Below are 13,786 nucleotides of genomic sequence, written 5' to 3'. Positions count from 1 at the left end.
TAAGGAGTTCACATGTCAGGAGAACACACGCTAAAAGCCGTGCGTGGTAGCTTTATTGATATCACGCGCACCATCGAACATCCCGAGGAGCTCGAATCGGCGCTGCGGTTTATCGAGGATGGATTGCTGTTGATTCGCGAGGGCAAAGTCGAATGGTTTGGCGAATGGGAAAAGGGAAAACATCGGGTTCCTGAGGCCATCCGGGTCCGCGATTATCGCGGCAAGCTGGTGATTCCGGGATTTGTCGATACCCATATTCACTACCCGCAGAGCGAGATGGTTGGCGCCTATGGCGAGCAGCTGTTGGAGTGGCTGAATAAGCACACCTTCCCCACCGAACGGCGCTATCAGGACCTGGAATACGCGCGCGAGATGTCCTCTTTTTTCCTCAAGCAGCTACTGCGTAACGGCACCACCACCGCGCTGGTCTTCGGCACCGTGCATCCGCAATCAGTAGACGCCCTGTTTGAAGCCGCCAGCCATATCAACATGCGCATGATTGCCGGCAAAGTGATGATGGATCGCAACGCGCCGGAGTATCTGCTGGATGATGCCGAAAGCAGCTACCAGCAAAGCAAAGCGCTGATTGAACGCTGGCACAAAAATGGTCGCCTGCTGTATGCCATCACCCCGCGCTTCGCCCCAACCTCAACGCCGCAACAGCTGGCGATGGCGCAACGTCTGCGCCAGGAGTATCCCGACACTTGGGTACATACACATCTGTGTGAAAACAAAGATGAAATTGCTTGGGTTAAAGAGCTCTATCCCGATCATGATGGCTACCTTGACGTCTATCACCAGTATGGTTTGACCGGTAAAAACTGCGTTTTCGCCCACTGCGTACATCTGGAAGAGAAAGAGTGGGATCGCCTGAGCGAAACCGACTCCAGCATCGCTTTTTGCCCCACCTCGAACCTGTACCTCGGCAGCGGGCTGTTCAATTTGCAAAAAGCCTGGCGGAAGAAAATCAAGGTTGGGCTGGGCACCGACATCGGCGCAGGCACCACCTTCAACATGCTGCAAACGCTAAACGAAGCCTACAAAGTGGTGCAGTTACAGGGGTATCGGCTCTCGGCCTATGAGGCGTTCTACCTGGCGACTCTCGGCGGCGCGAAAGCGCTGGGGCTTGACCACCTGATTGGTAATTTCACTCCGGGCAAAGAGGCCGACTTTGTGGTGCTGGAGCCGACGGCGACGCCGTTGCAGCAGCTACGCTACGACAACTCGGTGTCCCTGGTCGACAAGCTGTTCGTGATGATGACGCTGGGCGACGATCGTTCTATTTATCGTACCTATATTGATGGCCGCCTGGTGTATGAGCGCACCTGACGAAACCCTTCTATTCTGCTGAGGACATGACTATGTCTGGAGATACTCTGCCTACCCCGGATGCATCGCAGCCCCGCGGTGCGCTGGATACCTGGTTCAAAATTTCGGCTCGCGGCAGTACGGTTCGCCAGGAAGTGCTGGCGGGACTCACCACCTTTCTGGCGATGGTCTATTCGGTCATCGTGGTGCCCGGCATGTTGGGAAAAGCGGGTTTCCCGCCCGCTGCCGTGTTTGTCGCCACCTGCCTGGTCGCAGGCTTCGGTTCATTGCTGATGGGGCTGTGGGCAAACCTGCCAATGGCCATCGGCTGCGCCATTTCCCTGACCGCCTTTACCGCCTTTAGCCTGGTGCTGGGGCAGCACATCAGCATTCCCGTCGCATTGGGCGCGGTTTTTCTGATGGGGGTAATTTTCACCGCCATTTCGGTCACCGGGGTGCGCACCTGGATCTTGCGTAACCTGCCGATGGGTATCGCTCACGGTACCGGCATCGGTATTGGGCTGTTTCTGCTGCTCATTGCAGCAAACGGTGTCGGCATGGTGATAAAAAACCCACTGGAAGGGCTGCCGGTGGCGCTCGGATCGTTTACTTCCTTTCCGGTGATCATGAGCCTGTTGGGTCTGGCGGTAATTTTTGGTCTGGAAAAAAATCGCGTCCCCGGCGGGATCCTATTGGTCATTATTGCCATTTCAATTATCGGCCTGATTTTCGATCCCGCCGTTCAGTATCACGGCCTGGTCGCGATGCCCAGCCTGAGCGGTGAAGATGGTAAGTCACTGATTTTTAGTCTCGATATCATGGGGGCGCTACAGCCAACCGTACTTCCCAGCGTTCTGGCTCTGGTGATGACCGCCGTATTCGACGCCACCGGCACTATCCGCGCCGTGGCCGGGCAGGCAAACCTGCTGGATAAAGACAACCAGATTATCAACGGCGGCAAAGCGCTGACCAGCGACTCCATTAGCTCCGTATTCTCCGGCCTGGTCGGTGCCGCCCCTGCCGCGGTCTATATTGAATCCGCCGCAGGAACCGCAGCTGGAGGGAAAACCGGTCTGACGGCGACCATCGTCGGCCTCCTGTTCCTGTTAATTCTGTTTTTATCGCCGCTGTCGTATTTGATCCCCGGCTACGCCACCGCGCCCGCGCTGATGTACGTGGGGTTATTGATGCTAAGTAACGTCTCAAAGCTCGATTTTGATGACTTTATTGATGCGATGTCCGGGCTGGTCTGCGCGGTATTTATCGTCCTGACCTGCAATATCGTCACCGGCATTATGCTGGGTTTTGTCACCCTGGTTGTCGGGCGCGTCTTCGCTCGCGAGTGGCAAAAGCTGAATATCGGCACCGTGATTATCACCCTCGCCCTGGTGGCATTCTATGCCGGAGGGTGGGCGATTTAAGCGCCAGATGTGATGGGTCGAAAGGTTCGCCATTTTACTGCCCGGTAACCGATTTTGGCGCGTGCCGGGTTCAAGGAGAAATACGCATGAGCGCCATAGATTCTCAACTTCCACCTCCCGCCGAACCCGGCGGCACCATCGACGAGGTTGACCGCATTTTATCGCCGGGAAAGCTGGTCGTCCTCGGGCTACAGCATGTACTGGTGATGTATGCGGGCGCAGTGGCAGTGCCGCTGATGATCGGCGACCGGCTCGGGCTGAATAAAGAGGCCGTCGCGCTGCTGATTAGCTCCGATCTGTTTTGCTGCGGCGTGGTGACGCTGCTGCAATGCATTGGGATCGGTCGCTTTATGGGCATTCGTCTGCCGGTAATTATGTCGGTGACGTTTGCCGCCGTAACGCCGATGATCGCCATCGGGATGAATCCGGATATTGGCCTGCTGGGGATTTTTGGCGCAACCATTGCCGCAGGCATCATCACCACCTTACTGGCACCGCTTATCGGGCGCTTAATCCCGCTGTTTCCTCCGCTGGTTACCGGTGTGGTGATTACCTCTATCGGCCTGAGCATTATCCAGGTCGGCATCGACTGGGCCGCAGGGGGAAAAGGGAATCCGCAGTACGGCGATCCGGTTTATTTGGGTATTTCATTTGCCGTGCTCGTTTTTATCTTATTAATCACCCGCTTTGCCAAAGGTTTTCTGTCCAACGTCGCCGTATTGTTAGGCATTATTTTCGGCTTTGCGCTGTCGTGGATGATGAATGAGGTTAACCTCTCCGGTCTGCAGGACGCCTCGTGGTTTGCCATCGTCACGCCAATGGCCTTCGGTATGCCGGTGTTTGATCCGGTATCGATTCTGACCATGACGGCGGTGTTAATCATCGTCTTTATCGAATCGATGGGCATGTTCCTCGCCCTCGGGGAGATTGTCGGTCGCAAACTGTCTTCGCAGGATATTATCCGCGGGCTGCGCGTTGATGGCGTGGGCTCGCTGATTGGCGGCTTATTTAATAGCTTTCCCCATACGTCATTTTCACAAAACGTCGGACTGGTCAGCGTGACCCGGGTATACAGCCGTTGGGTATGTATTGCCTCAGGGGTGATTTTGATTCTGTTTGGTATGGTGCCCAAAATGGCGGTGCTGGTGGCATCGATCCCGCAGTTTGTACTGGGCGGAGCCGGTCTGGTGATGTTTGGCATGGTGCTGGCGACGGGGATTCGCATTCTGTCGCGCTGTAACTACACCACCAATCGCTACAACCTCTATATTGTGGCGATCAGCCTCGGCGTGGGCATGACACCAACATTGTCACACGATTTCTTTTCTAAACTACCTGCCGTACTCCAGCCGCTGCTGCATAGCGGTATTATGCTGGCCACCGTTAGCGCCGTGGTGCTTAACCTCTTCTTTAATGGTTATCGCCACCATACGGAACTGGCGCAAGAAACGGCATCCTCGGGTGGAAAAGTCCGTACGGTACGCATGTGGTTGCTGCTGCGAAAGCTAAAAAAGAGCCAGCGGGAGGAGTGATATGAATATCTTACTGCGCTGTATGATTAGCCTTTTCTTACTGATGCTGATGGCGATCCCTGCCGTTTCTGATGGTATTGCGTTAGGCATTGAAAGCCGGTTTCACTTTCTGCTGCTTTTTTAAGCACCTCACTTCAAGCAGTTCCGTTTCTGTTACGGGACTGCTTCCCCCTATCGGTTAAATAGTCCGAAGTGTTAATTATTCCGTCGCATTAAGGCTTATAATAGCGAGTGCTTAAGATTCTTGGTGGACACTATGCGACAGGAACATGTCATCTTGCTGGATGAGCAAGATAAGCCTTCAGGTATGTTGGAGAAGTATACCGCTCACACCCTCGACACCCCGCTGCACCTCGCGTTTTCCTGCTGGTTGTTTAATGAACATAGTCAGTTGCTGGTCACCCGACGTTCGCTGGCTAAAAAAGCCTGGCCCGGCGTGTGGACTAACTCGGTTTGCGGGCACCCGCAAACGGGCGAAACGTTTGAGCAGGCCGTTGCGCGCCGCTGCCGCTTTGAGCTGGGCGTCGATATCCACAGCATAACGCCTGTTTATCCTGAATTTCGCTATCGGGCCGTGGCGCCAAACGGTATTGTCGAAAATGAAGTCTGCCCGGTGTATGCCGCCCGAAGAGCCAGCCCGCTACAGATAAATCCTGATGAAGTGATGGATTTCCAGTGGTGCAATCTTGAAGATGTTTTCAGCGGGATCCGCGCCACGCCGTGGGCTTTCAGCCCGTGGATGGTGATGCAGGCTGCGGATGATAATGCGCGTAACGCATTGATAAACTATAGCCGTCAGGCATAAAAAAACCCCAGCTCCGCTGGGGTTTCGTTTATTACGGTAATGCTTATTTTACCGGACGCATCGCTGGGAACAGGATCACGTCGCGGATGGTATGGCTGTTAGTGAACAGCATGACCATACGGTCAATACCGATACCCAGACCCGCAGTCGGCGGCAGGCCGTGCTCCAGCGCGGTTACGTAGTCTTCGTCGTAGAACATCGCTTCGTCGTCACCGGCAGCTTTCGCGTTAACCTGATCCAGGAAACGCTGCGCCTGGTCTTCTGCGTCGTTCAGTTCGCTGAAGCCGTTACCGATTTCACGCCCGCCGATAAAGAATTCAAAGCGGTCGGTGATTTCCGGGTTCTCGTCGTTACGACGCGCCAGCGGAGAGACTTCTGCCGGGTATTCAGTAATGAAAGTCGGCTGAATCAGGTGCGCTTCCGCTACTTCTTCGAAGATCTCGGTCACGATACGGCCCAGGCCCCAGCTCTTCTCAACGTGAACGCCGATAGATTCAGCAATGGCTTTCGCAGAGTCGAAGTTATCCAGGTCCGCCATCTCGGTTTCCGGACGATATTTCTTGATAGCTTCACGCATGGTCAGTTTTTCAAACGGCTTGCCGAAATCGAAGGTCTGATCGCCATAAGGCACCGCAGTGTTGCCGAGGATATTCTGCGCCAGGGTGCGGAACAGGGATTCGGTCAGCTCGATCAGATCTTTATAGTCCGCATAAGCCATATAGAGTTCCATCATGGTGAACTCTGGGTTATGACGAACGGAGATACCTTCGTTGCGGAAGTTACGGTTGATTTCGAATACGCGCTCGAAGCCGCCGACCACCAGACGCTTCAGGTACAGTTCCGGCGCGATACGCAGGTACATGTCCATATCCAGGGCATTGTGATGAGTGACAAACGGACGGGCAGATGCGCCGCCTGGGATCACCTGCATCATCGGGGTTTCCACTTCCATAAAGTTGCGGCCAACCATGAACTGACGGATGCCAGCCAGGATTTGCGAACGAATTTTAAAAGTGTTGCGGGATTCATCGTTGGAGATCAGGTCCAGGTAGCGCTGACGATAGCGCGCTTCCTGATCCTGCAGGCCGTGGAATTTGTCCGGCAGCGGGCGCAGGGCTTTGGTCAGCAAACGCAACTCGGTGCAATGGATAGAGAGTTCACCGGTTTTGGTTTTGAACAGCTTACCGCGTGCAGCGATGATGTCCCCGAGGTCCCATTTCTTGAACTGCTCGTTGTAGACGCCTTCCGCCAGATCGTCACGCGCAACGTACAGCTGAATGCGGCCGCCAACGTCCTGCAGCGTAACGAAAGAGGCTTTACCCATGATACGACGGGTCATCATGCGGCCAGCAACGGCGACTTCAACGTTCAGCGCTTCCAGCTCTTCGTTTTCTTTCGCATCGAAGTCAGCGTGCAGTTGATCAGAGGTGTGGTCACGACGGAAATCATTCGGGAACGGGATACCCTGCTCACGCAGTGCGGCCAGCTTCTCACGACGGGCTTTCAGTTCATTATTAAGGTCAATTGCCGCGTCAGCGCCCTGTGCTTGTTGTTCAGACATGTTGGTTCCTCATAACCCTGCTTTCAAACTTGCTTCGATAAATTGATCCAGGCTGCCGTCCAGCACTGCCTGAGTGTTGCGGGTTTCCACCCCGGTGCGCAGATCTTTAATGCGGGAATCGTCCAGCACGTAAGAACGGATCTGGCTGCCCCAGCCGATGTCGGATTTGGTATCTTCCATCGCCTGCTTCTCGGCATTTTTCTTCTGCATTTCCAGTTCATAAAGCTTGGCTTTCATCTGCTTCATGGCCTGGTCTTTGTTCTTGTGCTGTGAACGGTCGTTCTGGCATTGGGTGACCGTATTGGTTGGAATATGGGTGATACGCACCGCAGATTCCGTACGGTTAACGTGCTGACCGCCCGCACCGGATGCGCGGTAAACGTCGATACGCAGATCCGCCGGGTTGATTTCGATATCAATATCGTCATCCACTTCCGGGTAAACGAACGCAGAGCTGAAAGAGGTGTGGCGACGGCCGCCGGAATCGAACGGGCTCTTACGCACCAGGCGATGAACGCCGGTTTCGGTACGCAACCAGCCGTAGGCGTAATCGCCGATAATCTTGATAGTGACGGACTTAATACCCGCCACTTCGCCTTCAGACTCTTCGATAATCTCGGTTTTAAAGCCGCGCGCTTCGGCCCAGCGCAGATACATACGCGTCAGCATGCTGGCCCAGTCCTGCGCTTCCGTACCGCCGGAACCGGCCTGGATATCCAGATAGCAATCGGCGCTGTCGTATTCACCGGAGAACATACGGCGGAATTCCAACTGCGCGAGTTTCTCTTCCAGCACGTCGAGTTCAGCAACGGCTTCGTTGAAGGTCTCTTCGTCGTCGGCTTCAACGGCCAGCTCCAGCAGACCGGAAACGTCTTCCAGCCCCTGGGACATCTGATCCAGCGTATCCACGATGGCTTCCAGCGAGGAACGTTCTTTGCCCAGCGCCTGTGCGCGCTCTGGCTCGTTCCACACGTCCGGCTGTTCCAGCTCGGCGTTTACTTCTTCGAGACGCTCTTTCTTAGCATCGTAGTCAAAGATACCCCCTAAGAACGTTCGAGCGCTCCGTGAGGTCCTGAATGCGGTTATTTACCGGATTTATTTCAAACATGGTCGGTTTCTTTTAATGGATTCGTCAAAATGCGGTGATAAGAGCGGAATTCTACCGGATTCGCGCTCCCATTAATATACTGTTGTCAATTTGGCCAGAGGTGGTCAATGATCAGCTGCAGGCTGCGGTTGCCGCGGAACTCATTGATATCAAGCTTGTAGGCAAGCTGGACTTCGCGCACGCCGTTATCTGGCCAAATGGAAGTATCGACATTAAACGCGATACCATCCAGCAGCGGGCCGCCGCCAACCGGTTCAACCATCACTTTCAGGTGACGTTCGCCGACCAGGCGCTGCTGCAAAATGCGAAAACGACCATCAAACAGCGGTTCGGGGAACATTTGCCCCCAGGGGCCTGCATCGCGCAGCATTTGAGCGACTTCCATGCTCATTTCAGCCGCTGCTAACGGGCCGTCGGAAACCACTTCCCCTTGCAATAGCGCGGGGTCGAGCCACTCGGTCACCAGTTCGCCAAAGCGCTGCTGAAACTCATCAAAGCGCGCCTCTTCCAGCGACAGTCCTGCCGCCATGGCGTGACCGCCGAACTTCAAAATCATGCCAGGATAGAGCGTATCCAGGCGCTCCAGCGCATCGCGCATATGCAGCCCCTGAATCGACCGACCGGAGCCTTTTAGCAGTCCGTCTCCGGTGGGCGCAAAAGCGATGACCGGGCGGTGAAAACGCTCTTTAATACGTGAAGCCAGGATGCCGACCACGCCCTGGTGCCACTGCGGGTGGTACATCGCCAGCCCGCCGGGCAGCGTCTCGCTGCTGCGCTCCAGCTTTTCACATAAGGTCAGCGCTTCCGCCTGCATCCCCTGTTCAATCTCTTTGCGCGTCTGGTTTAGCGCATCCAGTTCATTCGCCAGCACCCGCGCTTCGCCGGTACTCTCGCACAGCAGCAATGCGACGCCGACGGACATATCATCCAGCCGTCCGGCCGCATTAAGGCGTGGACCGAGAGCAAAACCGAGATCGCTGGCCGCCAGCTTTTGCGGGTCGCGATTAGAGATTTCCAGCAGCGCCTTAATACCCGGACGGCATTTACCCGCCCGAATGCGGCTCAACCCCTGCCAGGTCAAAATACGGTTGTTGGCATCCAGCGGCACCACATCCGCCACGGTGCCAAGCGCCACCAGGTCGAGTAAGTCAGCCAGATTCGGCGGCGCGATGCCGCGTTCCTCAAACCAGCCTTTATCACGCAGGAAAGTGCGCAGCGCCAGCATCAGATAAAAAGCCACGCCAACCCCGGCCAGCGATTTCGATGGGAACTCACAGTCACGCAGGTTTGGGTTAATGATTGCTTCCGCTGCTGGCAGCGTGTCGCCAGGCAGGTGGTGATCGGTCACCAGCACCGGAATGCCCAGAGCATGGGCATGATCGACGCCAGCATGTGATGAGATACCGTTATCAACGGTCATAATCATCTGCGCGCCGCGGGCATGAGCCTGATCGACCACTTCCGGGCTCAGGCCGTAACCGTCTTCAAAGCGGTTAGGCACCAGATAGGAAACGTTGCCGTAACCCAGCGCGCGCAAGGCGAGCACGCTCAACGCCGTACTGGTGGCGCCATCGGCGTCAAAATCGCCAACTACCACGATGTGCAGTTGTTGCTTAAATGCGCCGTAGAGCATTTCTACCGCTTTTTCGACGCCGGTCAGTTGCGCCCACGGCAGCATGCCTTTCACGCCGCGTTCCAGCTCCTGCGCACTGCGCACGCCCCGGCTGGCGTACAGCCGTTGCAGGAGCGGAGGAAGGTCTGGAGGTAAGTCGACGTCGTCAGCCGCCTCTCGGCGGCGTAGTTGTATCTGTTGTTTCACGCGAATCAGTTACCGCTTGTCTGTTTTTGATGCTCATCGAGGAGCGCTTTCAGGTCTTTAGGATCGCGATAGCCCGGCATAAGGGTCCCGTCGCTCAGCACCATCGCAGGGGTGCCGTTAACACCAAGCTGCACGCCAAGCGTGTAGTGTTTAGCGATATCAACATCGCAGCTGGCAGCCTCTACGGCTTTGCCGCTCATGGCGTTATCCAGCGCTTTGTTAGGATCTTTGGCGCACCAGATAGCCTTCATATTCTGCTCGGCTTCGCTTTGCAGTCCCTGGCGCGGGAAGGCCAGGTAGCGCACGGTGATACCCAGCGCGTTGTAGTCGCTCATCTGCTCGTGCAGCTTGTGACAATAGCCGCAGGTAATGTCGGTGAAGACGGTGATGACGTGTTTTTCCTGCGGCGCTTTGTAGACAATCATCTCTTTTTCCAGCGCGTTGAGCTTACCGGCCAGCAACGTGTTGGTAACGTTCACCGGCTGCGCGCCGCTGACATCGTACATCGGCCCCTGGATGATGTGCTTACCATCATCGGTGACGTACAGAACGCCGCTATCCGTCAACACGGTGCTGATGCCCTTGACCGGAGAAGGTTGCACGTCCGTGCTCTGCACACCCAGCTTTGCCAGCAGCTGCTTAATCGCCGCGCTATCGGCATGTGCTGCACCGGATAAGGTGGTCGCCAGCAGGGTGAACATCAGTAAACCTTTTTTCATACTCAATCCTTTTTATTCAGCGCTCACGCACGCGGGTGATGCTGTTGATGAAGTTGTCGCAGACGCTCGGTCGCCACGTGGGTGTAGATCTGCGTCGTGGAGAGATCGCTGTGTCCTAACAGCATCTGCACCACGCGTAAGTCCGCGCCATGGTTAAGTAAATGCGTGGCGAATGCATGGCGTAACACGTGCGGGGAGAGCTTTGCGCTGTCAATCCCCGCCAGTACGGAATAGTGTTTAATCCGATGCCAGAACGTCTGGCGCGTCATCTGCTGCGCGCGCTGGCTGGGAAAAAGCACATCGGACGCCACGCCGTTCAGCAACCAGGGACGCCCGTACTCAAGGTAATTCTCAACCCACAGTACCGCCTCTTCGCCTAACGGTACCAGTCGTTCTTTATTGCCTTTACCAATCACGCGCACAACGCCCTGGCGCAGGCTGATGTCGCTCATGGTCAGACCCACCAGTTCTGAGACGCGCAGACCCGTCGCGTACAGTACTTCCAGCATCGCTTTATCGCGCAGCTCCAGCGGTTGCTCCACCAGCGGTGCCTGCAGCAGACGTTCAACCTGGGCTTCGCTCAGATCCTTCGGCAGCCTCTGCGGCAGCTTTGGCGATGCCAGCAGCGCGCTTGGATCATCCGGGCGGATTTTTTCCCGATAAAGATGCTGAAAGAAACGACGTACGGCGCTCAGCAAGCGTGCAGTACTAGTGGCTTTATAGCCCCCGGTCTGGCGCTCCGCCAACAGCGACTGGAGATCCTCGCCGCTAACGCTGGCAAGCGACAGCTCGCGATGATGCAGCCATTCGACCACCATCGTCAGATCCCGGCGGTAGGCGCTTAGCGTGTTCTCCGCCAGATTACGCTCCAGCCATAAAGCATCGAGAAACTGCTCGATTTGTGCGAGATCCTGTTTCACATCGGCCTCTTTGCTTATCAAAACGGCGTCATTATACCCTAAATAATTCGAGTTGCAGGCTGGCGCAGCCTTTCTGGTAGACTAAGCACAAAGTCACAACAAGAATTGAGACATTTTTGCGATGAACATAGGTCTTTTTTACGGTTCCAGCACCTGCTACACCGAAATGGCGGCGGAAAAAATCCGCGATATCATCGGCCCTGAACTGGTGACGCTGCACAACCTGAAAGATGATTCCCCTGCCCTGATGACGCAATATGACGTGCTGATCCTCGGCATTCCAACCTGGGATTTCGGTGAAATCCAGGAAGATTGGGAGGCCGTCTGGCAACAGCTCGATACGCTGGATCTGCAAGATAAGATCGTCGCGCTATACGGTATGGGCGACCAGTTAGGCTACGGCGAATGGTTCCTTGATGCACTGGGTATGCTGCACGACAAGCTGGCAACCAAAGGCGTGAAGTTCATCGGCTATTGGCCAACTGAAGGCTATGAGTTTACCAGTCCGAAACCGGTTATCGCCGACGGGCAGCTGTTTGTTGGGCTGGCGCTGGATGAAACTAACCAGTACGACCTGAGCGATGAACGCATCCAGAGTTGGTGCGAGCAAATCCTCGGCGAAATGGCTGAGCAGTTCGCCTGAGGCTTGACTTAATCTTGCGCCGATTTCTGTAACACCAGTCGGCGCAGGTCGCGCCACTCTCCCGCGTCCATACTATCTGCTGCGACCCACAGATGCTGGGTACGGTGGTTTTTTATATCCCGCAGACGCAGCAGCATTCCGCTATTGATCACCCATGGGGTACCGACGATTTCCCACTCCGCTTTTTGCCAGCGCAGTCGGGAGTCCATCAGCAGTTTTATTTCGCCCTGACGGGCGTGAATCCGCCTCTGGCTGCGCACGCAGTCAAACACCACCAGCGATAGCAGTATCAGCCATAACGGGGTGTAGCTGAGCGGCCAGGGCATCAGCAGCACGAGTGCCGCCACAACGCCGTGCAGCAACAGCGAGAACCACTGCGCTCGCCATGAGATGCGTAAATCAGATTGCCACAGGACCACGTTCCAGATTCCGTATCTGAATTAATTTTACCATCCGTTGCAGTTCCGCATCAGCCGGTTCACCATGGTTCATTAACCAGTTGAACAGGTCCGGATCGTCGTTTTCCAGCAGGCGGATGAACAACAGCTTGTCGCCATCGCTGAGCGTATCGTACTCGTACTCAAAAAACGGCATGATGGAGATATCGAGTTCACGCATCCCCCGGCGACACGCCCAGTGGATACGAGCTTTATTGTTAATATCCATGTTTTACTTCCTACTTATAAATATTTCTTAGTTTAACCCGTTTTCGCCACTGACTTCACAGGAATATCAAGATTCGCGAGCGCGCCTCCATGAAAACCCTAAAATTATCAGGTCTTTCATTATTTCCTGCGGTATAGCTTCCCACCATTGAGGGCACAAATGGCTTGCCGAAAGCGCTTGCATTGCACTCTAGCTCTTTTACCATTAGTCACACACTCTGCGTTAAGCTATTCGGGATATGACTATGGCTTTTACACCTTTTCCTCCGCGTCAGCCTTCCTCTTGCGCGCGTCTGCCGTTAACGCTGATGACGCTGGATGACTGGGCGCTGGCGACGATTACCGGTGCGGATGGCGAAAAATATCTGCAAGGGCAGATTACCGCTGATATCAGTCAACTAACCAACGAGCAGCACCTGCTTGCCGCGCATTGCGATGCTAAAGGCAAGATGTGGAGCAACCTGCGCGTTTTCCGCCGTAACGAGGGGTTTGCGTGGATTGAACGCCGCAGCCTGCGCGACGCGCAATTGACTGAACTGAAAAAATACGCGGTGTTCTCTAAAGTGACGATCGCCGCCAATGATGAACTGGTGCTGCTGGGCGTCGCCGGTTTCCAGGCCCGTGCCGCGCTGGCACCGCTGTTTAGCGAACTGCCGAATGCCGACAAGCAGGTTGTCAGTGAAGGATCCACCAGCCTGCTGTGGTTTGAGCATCCGGCCGAGCGTTTCCTGCTGGTGACCGATGAGGCAACCGCCACCCGCGTCACCGAGGCCCTGCGCGGTGAAGCGCAGCTTAACAACAGCCAGCAGTGGCTGGCGCTGAATATTGAAGCCGGACAGCCGGTTATCGACAGCGCCAACAGCGCACAGTTTATTCCGCAAGCGACTAACCTTCAGGCATTGGGCGGCATCAGCTTTAAGAAAGGCTGCTACACCGGTCAGGAAATGGTTGCCCGCGCAAAATTCCGCGGTGCCAACAAGCGTGCTCTGTGGTCCCTGGCGGGGAAAGCCAGCCGCGTGCCGGAAGCCGGGGAGGACCTTGAGCTGAAAATGGGTGATAACTGGCGTCGTACCGGCACCGTTTTAGCCGCCGTGCAGTTAGACGATGGTCGCCTGCTGGTGCAGGTGGTGATGAATAACGATATGGAGCCGGACAGCGTATTCCGTGTGCGCGATGATGCCGGTAGCCTGAGCATCGAACCGCTGCCGTATTCGCTGGAAGAAGGTTAAGCCTCAATTAAGCCGTCTCCCAGGAGGCGGCGCAATGCACCTGTCCGGGCTACCGG

Annotated in this window: 14 protein-coding genes; 7 read left to right on the top strand and 7 right to left on the bottom strand. The window is 55.6% G+C overall.

Going from position 1 to position 13,786, the window contains the following annotated elements:
* Positions 1–12: 12 nt before the first annotated feature.
* The 5 genes from guaD (at position 13) to idi (ending at position 5,066) form a co-directional block, all read left to right on the top strand.
* Entirely contained in the window at positions 13–1,329 is a 1,317-nt protein-coding gene (gene guaD, locus AC07P6_RS04770) for a guanine deaminase (protein ID WP_112216520.1), read from the top strand.
* A gap of 32 nt (positions 1,330–1,361) precedes the next feature.
* Positions 1,362–2,729 carry a guanine/hypoxanthine transporter GhxQ gene (gene ghxQ / locus AC07P6_RS04765; protein ID WP_434661587.1) on the top strand — a complete coding sequence of 456 codons (1,368 nt, stop codon included), beginning with the start codon at positions 1,362–1,364 and terminating at the stop codon, positions 2,727–2,729.
* Positions 2,730–2,815: 86 nt separating this feature from the next.
* The gene (locus tag AC07P6_RS04760) at positions 2,816–4,261 is read left to right on the top strand and encodes a nucleobase:cation symporter-2 family protein (RefSeq protein ID WP_181484947.1); all 1,446 of its coding nucleotides are present in this window, start codon (positions 2,816–2,818) and stop codon (positions 4,259–4,261) included.
* Position 4,262: 1 nt separating this feature from the next.
* The gene (locus AC07P6_RS04755; RefSeq protein ID WP_228288593.1) at positions 4,263–4,385 is read left to right on the top strand and encodes a hypothetical protein; all 123 of its coding nucleotides are present in this window, start codon (positions 4,263–4,265) and stop codon (positions 4,383–4,385) included.
* 132 nt (positions 4,386–4,517) lie between these two features.
* Positions 4,518–5,066, top strand: a complete 549-nt coding sequence (gene idi, locus AC07P6_RS04750; RefSeq protein ID WP_478315752.1) for an isopentenyl-diphosphate Delta-isomerase — start codon at positions 4,518–4,520, stop codon at positions 5,064–5,066.
* A gap of 43 nt (positions 5,067–5,109) precedes the next feature.
* Here the strand turns inward: idi and lysS are convergent, their stop codons facing one another.
* The 5 genes from lysS to xerD all read right to left on the bottom strand — a co-directional run bounded on the left by lysS (position 5,110) and on the right by xerD (position 11,193).
* Complete coding sequence (lysS, locus tag AC07P6_RS04745; protein WP_182234846.1) at positions 5,110–6,627, bottom strand: lysine--tRNA ligase; 1,518 nt, start codon at positions 6,625–6,627, stop codon at positions 5,110–5,112.
* Positions 6,628–6,636: 9 nt separating this feature from the next.
* A protein-coding gene (gene prfB, locus AC07P6_RS04740; RefSeq protein ID WP_181484944.1) for a peptide chain release factor 2 occupies positions 6,637–7,735 on the bottom strand; the annotation gives its coding sequence in 2 pieces (ribosomal slippage) (positions 6,637–7,659 and positions 7,661–7,735; 1,098 coding nt in all).
* Positions 7,736–7,820: 85 nt separating this feature from the next.
* Complete coding sequence (gene recJ, locus AC07P6_RS04735; protein ID WP_478315751.1) at positions 7,821–9,554, bottom strand: single-stranded-DNA-specific exonuclease RecJ; 1,734 nt, start codon at positions 9,552–9,554, stop codon at positions 7,821–7,823.
* A 5-nt stretch (positions 9,555–9,559) separates the two neighbouring features.
* The gene (dsbC, locus tag AC07P6_RS04730) at positions 9,560–10,273 is read right to left on the bottom strand and encodes a bifunctional protein-disulfide isomerase/oxidoreductase DsbC (RefSeq protein WP_181484942.1); all 714 of its coding nucleotides are present in this window, start codon (positions 10,271–10,273) and stop codon (positions 9,560–9,562) included.
* A gap of 23 nt (positions 10,274–10,296) precedes the next feature.
* Positions 10,297–11,193 carry a site-specific tyrosine recombinase XerD gene (xerD, locus tag AC07P6_RS04725; RefSeq protein WP_181484941.1) on the bottom strand — a complete coding sequence of 299 codons (897 nt, stop codon included), beginning with the start codon at positions 11,191–11,193 and terminating at the stop codon, positions 10,297–10,299.
* A 121-nt stretch (positions 11,194–11,314) separates the two neighbouring features.
* Here xerD and fldB point away from each other — a divergent pair, with 121 nt between their 5' ends.
* The gene (fldB, locus tag AC07P6_RS04720) at positions 11,315–11,836 is read left to right on the top strand and encodes a flavodoxin FldB (protein WP_182234854.1); all 522 of its coding nucleotides are present in this window, start codon (positions 11,315–11,317) and stop codon (positions 11,834–11,836) included.
* A gap of 8 nt (positions 11,837–11,844) precedes the next feature.
* On the opposite strand, the gene AC07P6_RS04715 is transcribed toward fldB, so the two are convergent.
* Together AC07P6_RS04715 and sdhE are read right to left on the bottom strand one after the other, a co-directional pair.
* Complete coding sequence (locus AC07P6_RS04715) at positions 11,845–12,255, bottom strand: protein YgfX (protein ID WP_434661583.1); 411 nt, start codon at positions 12,253–12,255, stop codon at positions 11,845–11,847.
* Positions 12,236–12,502 carry an FAD assembly factor SdhE gene (gene sdhE / locus AC07P6_RS04710; RefSeq protein ID WP_478315750.1) on the bottom strand — a complete coding sequence of 89 codons (267 nt, stop codon included), beginning with the start codon at positions 12,500–12,502 and terminating at the stop codon, positions 12,236–12,238. The genes AC07P6_RS04715 and sdhE overlap by 20 nt, the downstream gene beginning before the upstream one ends.
* Before the next feature lie 244 nt (positions 12,503–12,746).
* Between sdhE and ygfZ the strand changes: the two genes are divergently transcribed.
* Entirely contained in the window at positions 12,747–13,730 is a 984-nt protein-coding gene (gene ygfZ / locus AC07P6_RS04705; protein ID WP_304253506.1) for a tRNA-modifying protein YgfZ, read from the top strand.
* The last annotated feature ends 56 nt before the right edge of the window (positions 13,731–13,786 follow it).

The organism is Klebsiella sp. GFKo11 (assembly GCF_056490265.1).
This window is presented reverse-complemented; position numbering and strand designations above follow the sequence as displayed.

Coding starts and splice junctions, on each gene's coding strand:
- sdhE (WP_478315750.1), bottom strand. CDS start 12,502: ATGGATATTAACAATAAAGCTCGTATCCACTGGGCGTGTCGCCGGGGG.
- fldB (WP_182234854.1), top strand. CDS start 11,315: ATGAACATAGGTCTTTTTTACGGTTCCAGCACCTGCTACACCGAAATG.
- ygfZ (WP_304253506.1), top strand. CDS start 12,747: ATGGCTTTTACACCTTTTCCTCCGCGTCAGCCTTCCTCTTGCGCGCGT.
- ghxQ (WP_434661587.1), top strand. CDS start 1,362: ATGTCTGGAGATACTCTGCCTACCCCGGATGCATCGCAGCCCCGCGGT.
- lysS (WP_182234846.1), bottom strand. CDS start 6,627: ATGTCTGAACAACAAGCACAGGGCGCTGACGCGGCAATTGACCTTAAT.
- AC07P6_RS04755 (WP_228288593.1), top strand. CDS start 4,263: ATGAATATCTTACTGCGCTGTATGATTAGCCTTTTCTTACTGATGCTG.
- guaD (WP_112216520.1), top strand. CDS start 13: ATGTCAGGAGAACACACGCTAAAAGCCGTGCGTGGTAGCTTTATTGAT.
- dsbC (WP_181484942.1), bottom strand. CDS start 10,273: ATGAAAAAAGGTTTACTGATGTTCACCCTGCTGGCGACCACCTTATCC.
- AC07P6_RS04760 (WP_181484947.1), top strand. CDS start 2,816: ATGAGCGCCATAGATTCTCAACTTCCACCTCCCGCCGAACCCGGCGGC.
- idi (WP_478315752.1), top strand. CDS start 4,518: ATGCGACAGGAACATGTCATCTTGCTGGATGAGCAAGATAAGCCTTCA.